General features: G+C 63.3%; 18 protein-coding genes and 1 pseudogene. 13 read left to right on the forward strand and 6 right to left on the reverse strand.

Annotated elements, in window-relative coordinates; translation table 11 throughout:
- Positions 1-72 precede the first annotated feature (72 nt).
- On the reverse strand, positions 73-426 hold the full coding sequence (locus P9254_RS00840; RefSeq protein WP_066989863.1) for a gamma-butyrobetaine hydroxylase-like domain-containing protein: 354 nt from the start codon (positions 424-426) through the stop codon (positions 73-75).
- 193 nt (positions 427-619) lie between these two features.
- Here P9254_RS00840 and moaA point away from each other — a divergent pair, with 193 nt between their 5' ends.
- The 12 genes and pseudogenes from moaA to P9254_RS00900 all read left to right on the forward strand — a co-directional run bounded on the left by moaA (position 620) and on the right by P9254_RS00900 (position 9710).
- Entirely contained in the window at positions 620-1615 is a 996-nt protein-coding gene (moaA, locus tag P9254_RS00845; RefSeq protein WP_278055746.1) for a GTP 3',8-cyclase MoaA, read from the forward strand.
- Between the two features lie 54 nt (positions 1616-1669).
- Positions 1670-2164 carry a hypothetical protein gene (locus P9254_RS00850; protein ID WP_095777694.1) on the forward strand — a complete coding sequence of 165 codons (495 nt, stop codon included), beginning with the start codon at positions 1670-1672 and terminating at the stop codon, positions 2162-2164.
- 113 nt (positions 2165-2277) lie between these two features.
- Positions 2278-2634, forward strand: coding sequence for a hypothetical protein (locus tag P9254_RS00855; protein WP_278055744.1), 357 nt, complete (start codon positions 2278-2280; stop codon positions 2632-2634).
- A 122-nt stretch (positions 2635-2756) separates the two neighbouring features.
- Positions 2757-3670: pseudogene (locus tag P9254_RS00860) on the forward strand (DMT family transporter).
- Positions 3671-3675: 5 nt separating this feature from the next.
- Positions 3676-4308, forward strand: coding sequence for a molybdenum cofactor guanylyltransferase MobA (gene mobA / locus P9254_RS00865; protein WP_278103867.1), 633 nt, complete (start codon positions 3676-3678; stop codon positions 4306-4308).
- The gene (gene mobB, locus P9254_RS00870; protein WP_278054200.1) at positions 4305-4820 is read left to right on the forward strand and encodes a molybdopterin-guanine dinucleotide biosynthesis protein B; all 516 of its coding nucleotides are present in this window, start codon (positions 4305-4307) and stop codon (positions 4818-4820) included. The genes mobA and mobB overlap by 4 nt, the downstream gene beginning before the upstream one ends.
- 153 nt (positions 4821-4973) lie before the next feature.
- Complete coding sequence (locus tag P9254_RS00875; protein ID WP_066992755.1) at positions 4974-5759, forward strand: ABC transporter substrate-binding protein; 786 nt, start codon at positions 4974-4976, stop codon at positions 5757-5759.
- 79 nt (positions 5760-5838) lie between these two features.
- On the forward strand, positions 5839-6555 hold the full coding sequence (locus P9254_RS00880; RefSeq protein WP_066992752.1) for an ABC transporter permease: 717 nt from the start codon (positions 5839-5841) through the stop codon (positions 6553-6555).
- Positions 6552-7376, forward strand: a complete 825-nt coding sequence (locus tag P9254_RS00885; RefSeq protein WP_066992749.1) for an ABC transporter permease — start codon at positions 6552-6554, stop codon at positions 7374-7376. Before P9254_RS00880 ends, P9254_RS00885 begins: the two co-directional genes overlap by 4 nt.
- A 113-nt stretch (positions 7377-7489) precedes the next feature.
- Positions 7490-8359, forward strand: coding sequence for an NAD(P)-dependent oxidoreductase (locus P9254_RS00890; protein ID WP_278054199.1), 870 nt, complete (start codon positions 7490-7492; stop codon positions 8357-8359).
- Between the two features lie 6 nt (positions 8360-8365).
- Positions 8366-9070, forward strand: a complete 705-nt coding sequence (locus P9254_RS00895) for a DNA alkylation repair protein (protein ID WP_278054198.1) — start codon at positions 8366-8368, stop codon at positions 9068-9070.
- A 67-nt stretch (positions 9071-9137) separates the two neighbouring features.
- Positions 9138-9710 (forward strand): DUF3299 domain-containing protein, encoded by a 573-nt coding sequence (locus tag P9254_RS00900; protein ID WP_066992741.1) that lies wholly within the window; start codon positions 9138-9140, stop codon positions 9708-9710.
- A gap of 40 nt (positions 9711-9750) precedes the next feature.
- On the opposite strand, the gene P9254_RS00905 is transcribed toward P9254_RS00900, so the two are convergent.
- From P9254_RS00905 to P9254_RS00920, 4 genes are all read right to left on the reverse strand, one after another.
- On the reverse strand, positions 9751-10242 hold the full coding sequence (locus P9254_RS00905; protein WP_095810851.1) for an Lrp/AsnC family transcriptional regulator: 492 nt from the start codon (positions 10240-10242) through the stop codon (positions 9751-9753).
- Positions 10243-10350: 108 nt separating this feature from the next.
- Complete coding sequence (locus P9254_RS00910) at positions 10351-10968, reverse strand: uracil-DNA glycosylase family protein (protein ID WP_095800737.1); 618 nt, start codon at positions 10966-10968, stop codon at positions 10351-10353.
- Between the two features lie 27 nt (positions 10969-10995).
- On the reverse strand, positions 10996-11607 hold the full coding sequence (locus tag P9254_RS00915; RefSeq protein ID WP_095780510.1) for a glutathione S-transferase: 612 nt from the start codon (positions 11605-11607) through the stop codon (positions 10996-10998).
- A gap of 117 nt (positions 11608-11724) precedes the next feature.
- On the reverse strand, positions 11725-12348 hold the full coding sequence (locus P9254_RS00920) for a thermonuclease family protein (protein ID WP_127248258.1): 624 nt from the start codon (positions 12346-12348) through the stop codon (positions 11725-11727).
- Positions 12349-12423: 75 nt separating this feature from the next.
- Here P9254_RS00920 and P9254_RS00925 point away from each other — a divergent pair, with 75 nt between their 5' ends.
- Entirely contained in the window at positions 12424-13944 is a 1521-nt protein-coding gene (locus tag P9254_RS00925) for a sensor histidine kinase (RefSeq protein ID WP_278054196.1), read from the forward strand.
- On the opposite strand, the gene P9254_RS00930 is transcribed toward P9254_RS00925, so the two are convergent.
- Positions 13941-14954 carry a nicotinate-nucleotide--dimethylbenzimidazole phosphoribosyltransferase gene (locus P9254_RS00930; RefSeq protein WP_278054194.1) on the reverse strand — a complete coding sequence of 338 codons (1014 nt, stop codon included), beginning with the start codon at positions 14952-14954 and terminating at the stop codon, positions 13941-13943. The genes P9254_RS00925 and P9254_RS00930 overlap by 4 nt on opposite strands.
- Positions 14955-14965 lie beyond the last annotated feature (11 nt).

A 14965-nucleotide genomic window follows, 5' to 3' on the forward strand; every position in this document is an offset into this window, starting at 1 on the left:
CTGACCTTTTGCCGGCGCTACTCTATGTCCATGACGCTTTGACGACACCCAGTCAAACGTCTTGGCGCCAGGCTAGCGGTCGCGGCTGAGCCCCTTCTCGGCCAGCTCGGCGAGGTAGGCGTTCCAGCGCTCGTCCTTTTCATGCCCGAGCGTGTGAAGATAGTTCCAGGTGAAGATGCCGGTGTCGTGGAAATCGTCGAAGGTGATGCGCACCGCGTAATTGCCGACCGGCTCGATCTTAAGAATCGCGACATTGCGCTTGCCGGGCACAGTCACGCGCTGATCCGGCGAATGGCCCTGCACCTCGGCAGAAGGCGAGGCCACGCGCAAGAACTCCGCCGGCAGTTCGAACGGCTGATGCCCGGCAAAGGTGACGGTGAGCAGCTTGCGGTCCTTCGAGACCCTGAGTTCCTTCGGCGCCGTCATGTTTCTTCCTATATGCGTTGCGCCCTTCCCTACGCCGGTTCGCGCAGTGCGAAAAGGTGATAGAAGGCAGCCGACAGAGAATGTCGGTCGGGGAATGTTACCAAAGATCGAGAGCTTCTATCTTGAATGCGCGGTTGGATCGTATCACATAGCCGTATATAACGACGCTGCTCAGGCCACGGAAGCGCTTGCAATGGACATGATCGACCCTTTCGGTCGCACGATCAGCTATCTGCGCGTGTCGGTTACCGACCGCTGCGATTTCCGTTGCACCTATTGCATGGCCGAGGACATGACCTTTTTGCCCAAGAAGGATCTGCTCTCGCTCGAGGAGCTCGACCGGCTCTGCAGCGTCTTCATCGAAAAGGGCGTCAGGAAACTCAGGCTCACCGGCGGCGAGCCGCTGGTGCGCAAGAACATCATGCATCTGGTTCGCCAGCTGTCGCGGCATCTTGAGAGCGGCGCTCTGGAAGAGCTGACGCTCACCACCAACGGCTCGCAGCTGTCGCGCTTTGCCGCCGAGCTCGCCGACTGCGGCGTGAAGCGCATCAACGTCTCGCTTGACACGCTCGACGCCGACAAATTCCGCCAGGTCACCCGCTGGGGCAATCTCGGCAAGGTCATGGAAGGCATCGACGCCGCGCAAGCGGCGGGCCTGAAGGTCAAGCTCAATGCCGTGGCGCTGCGCGACTTCAACGACGCTGAAATACCGGAGATGCTGCGCTGGGCGCATGGTCGCGGCATAGATCTGACGGTCATCGAGACCATGCCGATGGGCGAGATCGACGCCGACCGCACGGACCAGTATCTGCCGCTGTCGCTGCTGCGCGCCTCGCTTGAGCGCCAGTTCACGCTGACCGACATTCCTTATAAGACCGGCGGCCCTGCCCGCTATGTCCAGGTCGCCGAGACCGGCGGTCGGCTCGGTTTCATCACCCCGATGACGCATAATTTCTGCGAAAGCTGCAACCGCGTCCGGCTGACTTGCACCGGCACGCTCTATATGTGCCTCGGCCAGGAGGACGCCGCCGACCTGAGAGCGCCGCTGCGCGCCTCCGAAGGCAATGAGCTGGTCGGCGAGGCCATAGACGAGGCGATCGGGCGCAAGCCGAAGGGCCATGATTTCGTCATCGACCGCCGCACCAGCCGACCCTCGGTATCGCGCCATATGAGCGTCACCGGCGGCTGATTTTTTCTCCGATTTGGTGCAGGATCACCCTCGGTCACGGACCTTGGGGGCATCATGAAGTGTGTTCATCTCGTCCAGGGCGCGCCTTTGGTGATCGCCTTCTCGTTGCTGACGATTGCGACGACAGCGGCAATCGCAAAGCCGTTCACCTACGTCAATGCGCGCTTCGGCACGTCCTGCACCTTTCCCGACGAGATTTTCAGCGACCGCTTGCCCGAGCCAGAAAACGGCGATGGGCAGCAATGGAGCGCACCCGACGGCGCCAGCCTGACCTGCTCGGGCATTTATAACATCGACAACGACACTCCGAAGGGCTTCGTCGCCGACGAAAAGGCAAACACCGGGCCGGGCTACAAGATCACTTACAGCAAGTCCGGGAAGAATTGGGCGGTGGTTTCTGGCATCAAGGGCGACAAGGTCTTCTACGAACGGCGCCTGTTCGGAAAGGATGGTGTCATCCGCACCGTCTGGATCGAGTATCCTTCCTCGCTTAAGGCGAAATACGATCCGCTGACCGGGGCGATCGCCGCCAGCCTGCGCGGCCCTTGAGCTGCGCTCGGCGCACTGGAAATAAACCATCCGCGCCGACTTCCACCCGATTTACCGCCGACTTGTTCCGGCCTAGCCTCATGAAGCGATTTTCGCATTCAGGGGGAATTCTCATGCGCAAATTCTTGGCTTCGCTTGCAATGCTCGGGATTGCCTTGGTGCCTGCGGCCGCTCAGTCGATCGGTGGCACCTACACTGTCGCCGGCACCAATTTCGACGGATCGAAATATGGCGGCGAGGCAACCATCACACTGACCAGCGACACAACCTGCACGATCCATTGGGAAACCGGCGGCTCGTCCTGCGACGGCATTTGCATGCGCAACGATGATGCCTTTTCCGCCGGCTATGTGATGGGCAAGGAAATCGGCCTCGTCGTCTACAAGGTGGAGAAGGACGGCTCGTTGCACGGGCTGTGGACCATCGCCGGCCAGAACGGCAACGGCACCGAGACGCTGACACCGAAATAATCGCTCCGGGATTGCAGCCGATGTTGAGGGCCGCAGGAACCTCCTGTGGCCCATTTCTTTGACGTTGCTGTCTTGCCGCTGGCTGTTAGACGCTTGCGAGAGAACATAACCCGGAAGCGCCCTTGCCTCTTTCGCCAAATCTTCGCGGCGCACTGTTCATGGTCGTGGCCATGATCGGCTTCACCTTGAACGACGCGATCACCAAATTCTCATCCGAATCGATGAACATGGCGCAGGTAATGCTGGTGCGTGGCGCCTTCGCCTCGCTCTTCGTCGGTCTGCTCGCCTGGCGGCGCGGCGCGCTTGCTGATCCGCGCGCCATGCTGCAGCCGATGGTCGCGTTGCGCGTCGCCGGCGAAGCCGGCGCGACCGTGTCGTTCCTGATCGCCCTTGCCCATTTGCCGATCGCCAACGTCTCCGCCGTTCTGCAGGCGCTGCCGCTGGCGGTGACGATGGGCGCCGCACTGTTCTTCGGCGAGGGCGTCGGCTGGCGCCGCTGGCTCGCCATTGCCGTCGGCTTTGCCGGCGTACTGATCATCGTGCGGCCGGGCTTCGAGGGTTTCAGCGCCTATTCGTTGCTGGCGCTGGCGAGCGTCGCCTGCTGCGCTGTGCGCGATCTCGCCACCAAGCGCATCCCGCAAGCGATCCCGACCATGCTGGTATCGACCGCGACTGCGCTGGCCATGACGATCCTGGGTGCGCTGCTGCTCCCGCCGATGGGCGGCTGGACGCCAATGACCGCCGAGGCGACGGCGCTGCTGGCGCTGGCCGCCGTGCTCGTGCTCATCGGCTATCAGTTCATCATCATGGCGATGCGCTCGGGCGACATCTCCTTCATCGCGCCCTTCCGCTATACGGCGCTGCTGTGGTCGATAGTGCTCGGCCTCGCCATCTTCGGCGATATCCCCGACCTGCCGATGATCGTCGGCGCCGCGATCATCATCGGCTCCGGCCTCTACGCGCTCTACCGCGAGCGTGTCGTCGGCAGGCTGGCGCCGAAAGCGCTGGACCCGACATGGCGCCGGACGGCATATAGGCCCGATGGATCGAAGCGTTGCAGGCATCATCCTGGCGGGAGGCCAGTCGCGCCGGATGGGCGGCGGCGACAAGACGCTGCTTTCGCTGGGCAAGGTCAGGCTGATCGAGCATGTCGCCGCGCGTCTCACACTGCAGGTGGCCACGCTAGTGCTCAACGCCAACGGCGATCCGGCACGGTTTGCCGGCACCAACCTTCCGGTGCTTGCCGATACGATAGAGGACCATGCCGGCCCGCTCGCCGGCATCCTCACCGGCCTTGAATGGGCGGCAGCGGACACGGCCTACCGGTCGCTGGTCAGCGCGGCCGGCGACACGCCGTTCTTCCCTGGCGATCTCGTCGAGCGATTGGCCGTTGCCGCTCGGGCACGGCCGGGCGCGATCGCGGTCGCCAGTTCCGACGGCAGGTGGCACCCGACCTTCGCGCTCTGGCCGCTCGGCCTGCGCGATGCGCTGCGCCATTTCCTGGTTGAGGAGGACAATCGACGGGTCTCGGCCTTCATGGAGCGGCATGGTTTTGTCGAGGTGGAGTTTCCGATGCTCGAAGCCGGAGGCGAGCGGATCGACCCGTTCTTCAACATCAACACGCCCGACGATCTTGCGGAGGCCGAGCGTCTGTTGCAAAGCCTTGAGCCATGAGACGCGTGTTCGGCATCACCGGCTGGAAGAACTCCGGCAAGACGACGCTGACCGAAAAGCTGGTCGCCGAACTGGTTCGGCGCGGCTGGACGGTCTCGACGGTCAAGCATGCCCATCATGACTTCGACATCGACAAGCCCGGCACAGACAGTTTCCGCCACCGCCAGGCCGGCGCGATGGAGGTCGCGATCGTCTCCGGCCGGCGCTGGGCATTGATGCACGAACTGCGCAACGAGGACGAGCCAAGGCTGGACGACATCCTGGCGCGGCTGGCGCCCTCGGACATCGTGCTGGTCGAAGGCTACAAGCGCGAAGCGCACCAAAAGATCGAAGCGAGACGGCTGGAGGCCAAGGACCGGACGCCGCTTTCGATCAACGACCCGAACATCGTGGCTGTCGCCGCCGACTTTCCGGTCGAAGGCGAAAAGCTGCCCGTCTTCAACCTCGACGACACGAAATCGATAGCCGATTTTATCGAGCGCGCGACCGGTCTCGTCAGTCCAGCCAAGTAACGCAGCGGCACACGGCGATTGCCGTTTGCTGTTGTTTTTGCAGTTGCTTTTTTCTTGCAAAGAGTGGGAGTATCCCGCGCAGCGGGCGGTCAAAAAGGCTCCGCCCACAAGAGCCGCACGGGACAGCGGCCATGACAATATGAGAGGATTATCATGCGTATTGCACTGCGTATCGCGCTTGCCGCTTCGGCCGCGCTGCTGACACTTGGCGTCGCCCAGGCTCAGGAAAAGACCCTGAGGATCGGCACCGAAGGCGCGTACCCGCCCTTCAACAACCTGACCTCGGACGGCCAGCTGGTCGGCTTCGACATCGACATCGCCAAGGCCCTCTGCGACGAAATGAAGGTGAAGTGCACCTTCGTCGCGCAGGATTGGGACGGCATCATCCCGGCGCTCCAGGCCGGCAAGTTCGACGCCATCGTCGCTTCCATGTCGATCACGCCAGAGCGCCAGGAAAAGGTCGACTTCACCCACAAATATTACAACACTCCGTCGGCGATCGCCGTGCCGAAGGACTCGCCGCTCAAGGGCGTGACCAAGGAAGACCTCGCCGGCAAGACGATCGGCGTCGCCACCACGACGACCCACTTCAACTATGCCTCGAAGACCTACACCGACAGCACGATCAAGGGCTATCCGAGCAGCCCCGAGGAACAGGCCGACCTTGCCAATGGCCGTCTCGACGCCATCGAGGACGACATAGTCGTGCTGCAGCAGTGGCTGGATTCGCCCGACGGCGCCTGCTGCAAGATCCTCGGCCAACCCTCGCCGCAGCCGGTCGAGATCTTCGGACCGGGCGCCGGCATTGCCGTGCGCAAGGGCGAAACCGACCTGGTCAACAAGCTGAATTCCGCGATCGACGCTATCCGCAAGAACGGAAAGTACAAGGAAATCAACGACAAGTACTTCAAGTTCGACGTCTACGGCGCCGAGTCCTGATCATTTGCGCCCAGGGCGGTGAGGATCACCTCGCCGCCCTGCCTCCATTCCGGGATCGCCACGGAGACACGCCCCGCCAATGCCAGCCCAAAGCATTTGGACACTTCTCAGTTGGGGACCGGATGGCTGGAGTGACGACATTGCGTCTGGTGTGCTGGTCACGGTCGCGCTGGCGCTTGCGACATTGCCGATAGGCCTGGCGATCGGGTTCTTCGTCGCCTTCGCCAAGCAACACGAAGAGCCCGCGCTCCGGCTCGCAGCCAACATCTACACCACTGTTTTTCGCGGCCTGCCCGAGCTGGTGACGCTGTTCCTGTTCTTCTTCGGCATGCCGCTGCTGCTGCAATATGTCGTCCGCCTGTTCGAGCCCGAGGCGACAATCGACGTGAACAGCTTCATTGCCGGCATGATCGTGCTGGCGCTGATCTTCTCCTCCTACGCCAGCGAAGTCTTTCTCTCCGCCTTTCGCGCCATTCCCAAGGGCCAGTATGAGGGCGGCTACGCCATTGGCCTTTCGAAATGGCAGACGATGCGCCTGGTGATCCTGCCGCAACTGCTGCGCATCGCCTTCCCCGGTCTGGAGAATTGCTGGCTCAGCCTGCTCAAGGACACCTCGCTGGTGTCGGTCGTCAACCTAGCGGAAACCTTGCGCAATGCCGGTGTCGCGGCGCGCGTCACCAAGCATTCCTTCCTCTTCTACAGTGTCGCGGCGCTGGTCTTCCTTGTGCTGGCCATCCTGTCCTCGGTCGCCACCGGCTATATCCAGCGCTCGCTCGGGCGGAGGGAGGCTCGATGAGCGTCAGCCAGGCTATTGCGGTTGACAGGCCACCGCCCCGGGCTCGCGGCTGGCCGCGGGTGCGCATCATAGGCTACGCGCTGGTCGGCCTCTGGAGCCTTTTCGGCATCGGCATCGTGGCCTATCTGGTCCACGCCTGGAACGCCGATTTCTTCGCCAGATACGCGCCGGCCTATCTGCAGGGGCTCGCAACCACCCTGTCGCTGGTCTCCGTTTCGATGGTGGCGGGCGCTATTCTCTCGTTGCCGGTTGCCTACGGCCGGATGTCCAAGAACCGCATCCTTTCCGGATTGGCTTATTGCTACGTCTACTTCTTCCGCGGCACCCCGCTGCTCGTGCAGACCTACCTCGTCTATTACGGCATCGGCTCGTTCCGCCCCGAGCTGCAAACCGTCGGACTATGGTGGTTCTTCCGCGAGGCGTTCTACTGCGGCGTCTTTGCCTTTTCGCTCAACACCGCCGCCTATCAGGCAGAGATCCTGCGCGGCGCCATCGAAAGCGTTCCGCGGGGCCAGTGGGAAGGCGCGGCCTCGCTCGGCCTGCACAAGCTGCAGACGCTGCGCAAGGTGATCATGCCGCAGGCGATCATCGTGGCGCTGCGGCCTTACGGCAACGAGCTCATCCTGATGATCAAGGCTTCCGCGATTGTCGCCATCATCACCGTCTACGACCTGATGGGCAACGCGAAGCTCGCCTACGCAAAATCTTTCGACATCCAGGCCTATATCTGGGTGGCGATCGTCTACCTGGTGCTGGTCGAGATCCTGCGTCACGGCGTCGAATGGATCGAACGCCGGATCACCATTCACCTCAAACGATAGAGCGTCGTCAGCGGACGGGCCTGCACCAGTCGATGCGGCTTTGCGCGCCTTGACGAATTTTTCGCATAGCCTAGACCTTCCGCCACTGAAATCTCTTGTTGGAAGGCAGGCTTATGGCATCGGTTGCATTTCTCGGTCTTGGCGTCATGGGCTATCCGATGGCCGGGCACCTCAGGAACAAGGGCCACCACGACATCACCGTCTATAACCGCACGACCGCCAAGGCAGAGCAATGGGTCGCCCAGCATGGCGGCAGCCTGGCGCTGACACCGGCCGAGGCGGCCGAAGGCAAGGATTTCGTCTTCTCCTGCGTCGGCAATGACGACGACCTGCGCTCGGTGACGACCGGCGCCAGCGGCGCCTTCGCCGCGATGAAGAAGGGCTCGGTCTTCATCGACAACACGACAGCCTCGGCCGAAGTCGCGCGCGAACTGGCCGAAGCCGCCGACAAGGCCGGCTTTTCCTTCCTTGATGCGCCGGTATCGGGCGGCCAGGCGGGCGCCGAGAATGGCGTGCTGACGGTCATGGTCGGCGGCGAGCAGGCCGCCTTCGACAAGGCCAAGCCGGTCATCGATGCCTATGCCCGCATGGTCGGGCTGATGGGACCCGCGGGCGCCGGCCAGCTCACCAAGATGATCAACCAGATTGCCATTGCCGGCCTCGTCCAAGGGCTGGCCGAAGGCATCCATTTCGGCAAGAAGGCCGGGCTCGACATTGAGAAGGTCATCGAGGTGATCTCCAAGGGCGCTGCCGGCTCCTGGCAGATGGAGAACCGCCACAAGACGATGAACGCCGGAAAATATGATTTCGGCTTCGCCGTCGACTGGATGCGCAAGGATCTCGGCATCTGCCTCGCCGAGGCCAACCGCAACGGCGCCAAGCTGCCGGTGACCGCGCTGGTCGACCAGTTCTACAAGGACGTGCAGGACATGGGCGGCAGGCGCTGGGACACGTCCTCGCTGCTCGCCCGCCTGGAAAAATAGACGGCGATGGTCCTGCCCGATCCAAGCTGGAGCGCCGACGAGATCGTCGCCCATCTGCGTTCGATCGGCAGCGAGAAAAAAAGCGCCGGCATGGCGCGATTCGGCATCAACACGAGAACCGCGCTCGGCGTCGGCAATTCCGATCTGCGGCCGCTGGCGCGCAAGCTGAAGAAGAACCAGGAACGGTCGCTGCTCTTGTGGGACACCGACATTCGCGAAGCGCGATTGATGGCCGCTTTCACCGGCGAGCCGAAGGAGCTCGACATCGGTCAATGCCGGCGCTGGGCCGCCGATTTCGACAGTTGGGAGATTGTCGATACCGTTGCCGACCTGTTCGCCCAAACACCGTTCTGGCGTGAGCTGGTCGAGGAATTCGCCAAGGACGAGCGCGAATTTGTCCGCCGCACCGCCTTTGCCATGCTGGCCTGGGCGGCGGTGCATTTGAAGAAGGAGCCGGACGCGAGCTTCCTCGCTGCTCTGCCGCTGATCGAGACGCATGCGGGCGATCCGCGCAACTTCGTCCGCAAGGCGGTGAACTGGGCGCTGCGGCAGATCGGCAAGCGGTCGGTGGCGCTGCACGCCCCTGCCCTTGCGCTGGCCGAGAAACTGGCGGCGTCGTCCGACAAGACGGCACGCTGGATCGGCAAGGACGCGGTGAAGGAACTTTCGGATGTCAAACAGCTCGAACGGCTCGCGACCACACGACCTTGATCTCAGCGAAGTAAGCTCACGACGCTTTTACTCGCTTCGGAAATGGGACTGGCGGAGGATGACGACCATGAGCAGGCGTTTCAGATCAAGCGCGACGCTGGCGATCGTGCTTATGCTCGCCACCGCGAGAGCCGACGCCGCGGCCGACGTCGCGCATATCTTCTGGAAAGACTTGCGCCCGGCGACGCAGGCGGTCGCCGAGGACGCCAACCTGCCGATGATCGCGGCAAAACTGCCCGATCACGGTGAGACACTGTCGCTCAATCTGCAGGACAAGACCGTTCAATTGTCCGGCTACGCCTTGCCGGTCGATCGCGAGGGCGACCTCGTCTACCAGTTCCTGCTGGTGCCTTGGACCGGCGCCTGCAGCCACATGCCGACGCCGCCGCCGAACCAGATCGTGCTGGTAACGCCGGCGCATCCTTACAGGATGGCGGAGGCATACCAGCCGGTCTCCGTCACCGGCGTGCTGAAGCCCGGCATGGAGAAGAGCCAACTCTTCATCCTGGACGGCGTCTTGATCGTGCAGTCCGGCTATACCGTGCGCAAGGCCGAGGTGGCTGATGTCGACAGCGTGCCGGACGCCGTCACGCTCCCGGTCAACTCGCCGTGGAATTTCCTCAACAAAAAGAAGAACTAGGTCTCGCAACTTCGCGCATAGCGGGAAGCGGGAGCGCTGCTCAGGCCGCGTTGGCCCCCGACTCCTTGTCCAGGATCATGTAGTCGAGCGGGATCTCGGTCGTGTACTTGATCTGCTCCATGGCAAACGAGGACGACACGTCGCGGATCTCGATCTTGGCGATCAGCCGCTTGTAGAAGGCGTCGTAGGCGGCAATGTCGGGCACCACGACGCGCAAGAGATAGTCGACGTCGCCGCTCATGCGGTAGAACTCGACCACCTCCGGAAATTCCTGGATGACCTCGGAGAAGCGCCGCAGCCATTCATGGCTGTGCGAATTGGTGCGGATCGAGACGAAGACGGTGACGCGCACATTGACCCTCTCATGGTCGAGAATGGCCACGCGCCGCTTGATGACGCCCTCTTCCTCGAGCTTCTGGATGCGCCGCCAGCACGGCGTGGTCGACAGGCCGACTTTCTTGGCGACATCGGCGACCGCAAGCGTCGCGTCCTCCTGCAGGAGGCGAAGAATTTTTCTGTCTAGGCGGTCCATGGGAAGGCTCCAGCGGAATAGTTTGGCTATAATCCTTTTTATCAGGCCCTTTCACAAGAAAGAAATTCTGCCAATGCCGGCAAAAGCGAGTGATTTCTTGCAAGATGCCTAATTGAGGCGATAGCGGATTTCCGAGCGCAGGAATGGCAGCAAATCCATTTCAAACCACGGATTCTTCTTCAGCCAGCCGGTGTTTCGCCATGACGGATGCGGCAGCGGCAGCACTTTCGGCCCGGCTGCAGCATCCCAGACAGCGCGCCAGTTTCTGACCGTTTCCGTCAGCGACGGCCCACGCGCCGTGCCCATGTGCCAGGACTGCGCATAACCGCCGATCGTCAGCACCAGATCGATCTGCGGCATCAGCGCCATCAGATCGGCGCGCCAGGCGGTGGCGCATTCGCGCCGCGGCGGCAGGTCGGCGCCCTTGGTGTCCTGGCCCGGAAAGCAGAAACCCATCGGCACGATGGCGAATTTTTCCGTGTCGTAGAACTCGTCGGGGGTGACGCCGAGCCAGTTCCTCAAGCGATCCCCGGAAGCGTCGGTGAACGGCATGCCCGAGATGTGGACTTTCGTGCCCGGCGCCTGGCCGGCAAGCAGGATGCGGGCCTTCGACGAAGGCACAAGCACCGGGCGCGGCTGATGCGGCAGGGGCCGGCCGCGCGGCTGCTCGACACAGATGCGGCAAGCCCGCACCTTGGCGGCAAGGCTCTCCAGCGCTTCGCTCATGTCCGGCGGGTTCTCCAAAAACAAGCCTCAAGCAGCAGCGCTTGGCCGGCTGGAGAGCGCTGCGTGCCAGCGCAGCACGTTCCCGCATTCTTCAGGCACCTTGATGCGTGCCGGCTTCATGAAATCGATGGCGATCAGCCCGGTGATGTCGGCGACCGAATAGGTGTCGCCGGCGGCAAATTCCCTATCCGCCAACTCCCGGTCGAGGAGATGCAGGAACTCGATGGCCTTCGGCTTGTTGGCCTCGCCCCATTCCGGGATCTGCGGCACCTCCCATTCCTTCATTGCCGGATGGATGTGCCGGAACGCGGCGGCCACGCAGCTCATCAGATTTAGCTCCAGACGCCTTTGCCACATCTCCACCATGGCCTTGCCGAGCGCGCCTGTTCCGAACAGGGCGGGCTCGGGATGCAACTCCTCGAAATAACGGCAAATGGCGATGGATTCGGTGATGATGGTCCCGTCGTCGAGTTCGAGCACGGGCAGCCGCCGCAGCGCATTGCGCGACGCCACCGGCTCCTTGCGATGCTCCAGCGCGCCCATGTCCACGGGCACCAAAGGGACGGCTAGCCCCTTTTCAGCCAGGAAAACCCGAACCCGCCTGGGGTTGGGCGCCCGGCCGCCATCGAACAGCTTCATTCCAGTCTCCGATCTTCATGCCAATCTTAGGGCGCGCTGCAATGCATGTCGCCCAAAACTGCATAGCGGTTTGGCAAGACCACATGTTGGCAAACAGAGCATCCCCCGAAGCGGGCATCACCAGAAACGAACAAGCTCACGCAACGCATCGCCGAGCGAAGCCAGTGCGCCGTGCTTCCTTTCGACGGGTTGATTGTGATGGCTGTCGCGCCAGTCCTGCGGCTGATCGAAGGAGCCAGCCCAGATGCCCACCTTGGCAGCCCGGGCGACGGCCTCCTCGGTTTCGAAGTCGCCGAAGGCGACGGCCCATCCGGACTGTACCTGCGCGCGGTTGAGGTGCGTGTCGCCCGCCTTGCAGTCGCCGAGCAACCGGCCGTAGCGGTCGCGCTGCCAGCCGGTGCAGGAGACCGGCCTGTCGGCGATCAGCCGCACCAGCGACTGCCGCGCAAGCTTGCCGCAGGCATAGTCGGCTCCGTCCTTGCGGCACGTCTGTGTGTATTCCGGCGCGTCGATGCCGCGCATGCGGATGCGCTCGGCGCCAAGCGTGATCGAATCACCGTCCTTGACGATGGCCGTGCCTTGCTCCTGTCGCATCTCGAACCGGTCGAGCCGCGCCGCCACCAGGATGGACAGGCCAAGCAGGACCACGGCCAGCCCGTAATCCAGAAGCCTGCGCAAAAGGCTTCGCGGAGGCCGCGGAACATAGCGCCGGCGCGGTCTTCGCGACCAGGAACGGCTCATATGGCAAACAGTCTCTTAATCATTCGAACGTAGCTTAACGAACTGAAAATCGCTGCGCGCAGAAATTGAACTTGCATGCCTTTGCTACGCTCGGACTCAGCGGACAAATTCATTGTGGACCGCAGGAAACCGCATCGCAACAGCGATGTGGCGCGCGCGGTGCGCAGGACGCGTGACCGTCTTTCGCAGCAGGCCGGCAGCCTCGATTTCGACCGCGAGCTGCTCAAGCTGCATGCACGCGCCATGGTGGTCAGTGCGGCCGCGATTCCTCTGCTTGTGCTTGTGGTGGCGGCCATCGGCCGCTTCGCGGGCCTGGGCAACCAGGTCGCCGTCTGGGCTCTCTTCACGCTGCTTTGCTACGCGATCGTCACCTTCATGGCGCGACGCGTCGAGCGCACGGAGGCGGCCGAGCTCGACCCGGTGCAGACGCGCCGCGATTTCCTGATCGGCCATTCGCTTTGCGGCCTCGGCTGGGCCTGGTTCGCCTGGCTGGACTGCGCCATATGCCAGGTCGACCAGTTCCATGTCGTCAAGGCCATGGCGCTCCTGGTCGCCATGGCGACGACTGCGGTGATGGCATCGTCCCTGGGCGGCGCGCTGCTGGCGACCTTCGCAGTTCCCGTGGCGGTCTATGTCTATGCCGTCCTGCGCCTGTGGATGCCGATCGAAGGGATCATGGCGGCGCTTCTGGTCGCTGCCCTGCCCTTCTTCGGCTACGTCGCGCGCCATCTCAACCAGTCATCCTGGATGCTGCTCTCCTTCCGCTCCGAGAAGGACGCGCTGATCGCCGAGGTGGAGACTGCCAAATCCATGTCCGACGAGGCCAGGCGGCGCGCCGAGGACGCCAATCTGGCGAAGTCGCGCTTCCTCGCTTCGATGAGCCATGAGCTCCGGACGCCGCTCAACGCCATCCTCGGTTTCTCCGAAGTGATGGCCAATGAAGTGCTCGGGCCGATGAACAACCCGACCTATCGTGATTACGCGCGTGATGTGCACGAATCCGGCCAGCATCTGCTCGATCTGATCAATGAGATCCTCGACCTGTCGCGCATCGAGGCCGGCCGCTACCAGCTCAACGAGGAGCCGGTGGCGCTGGTGACGATCGTCGAAGATTGCTGCCATATGATGGAACTGAGAGCCCGCAACAAGGACATCCGCGTCATCCAGGAGTTCGAGACCGCGCTGCCGCGCCTGTTCGGCGACGAGCGTGCCATCCGGCAGATCGCGCTCAATCTGCTGTCCAATGCCATCAAGTTCACGCCGTCGGGTGGCGAAGTGCGTGTGCGCGTCGGCTGGACGGCGGGCGGCGGTCAGTACATCTCGGTCAAGGACAACGGTCCCGGCATTCCGGAAGAGGAAATCCCAGTGGTGCTTTCCGCCTTCGGCCAGGGCTCGATCGCCATCAAGAGCGCCGAACAGGGAACGGGCCTCGGACTGCCGATCGTGCAGGGTCTGCTCGACATGCATGGCGGCGAGTTCGAGCTGCACTCCAAGCTGCGCGAAGGCACCGAGGCCATCGCCATCTTCCCGCTGAGCCGAGTGATGGAGGAATTGCCCGCGCTGCCGACCAAGGCTGTCGCCGCCCGCCGGCGTTAGCTCCGGGACGCCGGTTGGACCCGAACCGCCGCCGCCATACCGGAGCTCGTGAGCGCCGCGGCCTTGACGAGACCGGCGGCAAGTCCAGCCCCAACTCCTTCGCCGTGACTGACAGCAAGATCGAGCAGTGGCTCGAGCCCAAGCCGTTCGGCGACTTTGGCTTGGCCCGGCTCCGGCGACAGGCTGGCAAGCAGGCAGTGGTCGATCGCGGAAGGATAGGCTTTGTGCAGAACCGCGGCGGCAGCCGTCGCGACGAACCCGTCGAGCAGCACAGGAATCTTCTGCATGCGGGCTGCGAGAATGGCGCCGCAGATTGCCGCGAGCTCGCGCCCGCCGACGCGGCGCAAGGCTTCGAGCGGATCGCCGAGACCGGCGCCGTGGAAAGCAAGCGCCCGGTCGACCGCTTCGGTCTTGCGCGCCATCATCGCCGTGTCCGCCCCCGATCCAGGTCCAACCCAGTCGGACCCCTTGCCGCCGAAGAGGGCAGCGCTGAGCGCGGCCGCGATGGTTGAATTGCCGACGCCCAGATCGCCAAGGCAAAGAAGATCGGCGCCGCCCGCGACCGCTTCCATGCCGAAGGCCATGGTGGCGGCGCAGCCGCGCTCGTCGAGGGCCGCTTCTTCCGTGATGTCCCCGGTCGGAATATCCAGCGCCAGGTCGAAGACCTTCAGGCCGAGATCGTTGGCGATGCAGATCTGATTGATCGCCGCACCTCCGGCGGCGCAGAGTTCGACGGCATTGGCGGTCGCCGAAACCGGTCGCGGCGAAATGCCATGCCGAACGGCACCGTGGTTGCCGGCAAAGATCGCCACAAGCGGACGATTGAGGGCCGGCGGCGCACGCCCGCTCCAAGCGGCGAGCCATGCCGCGACATCTTCAATCCGGCCAAGCGAGGCGTTCGGCTTGTCGGCCTTGGCAAACAGGGTGCGAACGCGGGTTTCGGCGGCGGCGTCCGCCGGCGGCAGCGTTGCCAGCAGAGTGCGGAAATCGTCGAAAGGCTTTGCGGTCATATCGAATGCGG

It is taken from the genome of Mesorhizobium sp. WSM4983 (assembly GCF_029625765.1).
Taxonomy (GTDB): domain Bacteria; phylum Pseudomonadota; class Alphaproteobacteria; order Rhizobiales; family Rhizobiaceae; genus Mesorhizobium.

Excerpts from the sequence above, each read along its gene's own strand:
- P9254_RS00840 (WP_066989863.1), bottom strand. The coding sequence starts at position 426 with ATGACGGCGCCGAAGGAACTCAGGGTCTCGAAGGACCGCAAGCTGCTC.
- moaA (WP_278055746.1), top strand. The coding sequence starts at position 620 with ATGGACATGATCGACCCTTTCGGTCGCACGATCAGCTATCTGCGCGTG.
- P9254_RS00850 (WP_095777694.1), top strand. The coding sequence starts at position 1,670 with ATGAAGTGTGTTCATCTCGTCCAGGGCGCGCCTTTGGTGATCGCCTTC.
- P9254_RS00855 (WP_278055744.1), top strand. The coding sequence starts at position 2,278 with ATGCGCAAATTCTTGGCTTCGCTTGCAATGCTCGGGATTGCCTTGGTG.
- mobA (WP_278103867.1), top strand. The coding sequence starts at position 3,676 with ATGGATCGAAGCGTTGCAGGCATCATCCTGGCGGGAGGCCAGTCGCGC.
- mobB (WP_278054200.1), top strand. The coding sequence starts at position 4,305 with ATGAGACGCGTGTTCGGCATCACCGGCTGGAAGAACTCCGGCAAGACG.
- P9254_RS00875 (WP_066992755.1), top strand. The coding sequence starts at position 4,974 with ATGCGTATTGCACTGCGTATCGCGCTTGCCGCTTCGGCCGCGCTGCTG.
- P9254_RS00880 (WP_066992752.1), top strand. The coding sequence starts at position 5,839 with ATGCCAGCCCAAAGCATTTGGACACTTCTCAGTTGGGGACCGGATGGC.
- P9254_RS00885 (WP_066992749.1), top strand. The coding sequence starts at position 6,552 with ATGAGCGTCAGCCAGGCTATTGCGGTTGACAGGCCACCGCCCCGGGCT.
- P9254_RS00890 (WP_278054199.1), top strand. The coding sequence starts at position 7,490 with ATGGCATCGGTTGCATTTCTCGGTCTTGGCGTCATGGGCTATCCGATG.
- P9254_RS00895 (WP_278054198.1), top strand. The coding sequence starts at position 8,366 with ATGGTCCTGCCCGATCCAAGCTGGAGCGCCGACGAGATCGTCGCCCAT.
- P9254_RS00900 (WP_066992741.1), top strand. The coding sequence starts at position 9,138 with ATGAGCAGGCGTTTCAGATCAAGCGCGACGCTGGCGATCGTGCTTATG.
- P9254_RS00905 (WP_095810851.1), bottom strand. The coding sequence starts at position 10,242 with ATGGACCGCCTAGACAGAAAAATTCTTCGCCTCCTGCAGGAGGACGCG.
- P9254_RS00910 (WP_095800737.1), bottom strand. The coding sequence starts at position 10,968 with ATGAGCGAAGCGCTGGAGAGCCTTGCCGCCAAGGTGCGGGCTTGCCGC.
- P9254_RS00915 (WP_095780510.1), bottom strand. The coding sequence starts at position 11,607 with ATGAAGCTGTTCGATGGCGGCCGGGCGCCCAACCCCAGGCGGGTTCGG.
- P9254_RS00920 (WP_127248258.1), bottom strand. The coding sequence starts at position 12,348 with ATGAGCCGTTCCTGGTCGCGAAGACCGCGCCGGCGCTATGTTCCGCGG.
- P9254_RS00925 (WP_278054196.1), top strand. The coding sequence starts at position 12,424 with ATGCCTTTGCTACGCTCGGACTCAGCGGACAAATTCATTGTGGACCGC.
- P9254_RS00930 (WP_278054194.1), bottom strand. The coding sequence starts at position 14,954 with ATGACCGCAAAGCCTTTCGACGATTTCCGCACTCTGCTGGCAACGCTG.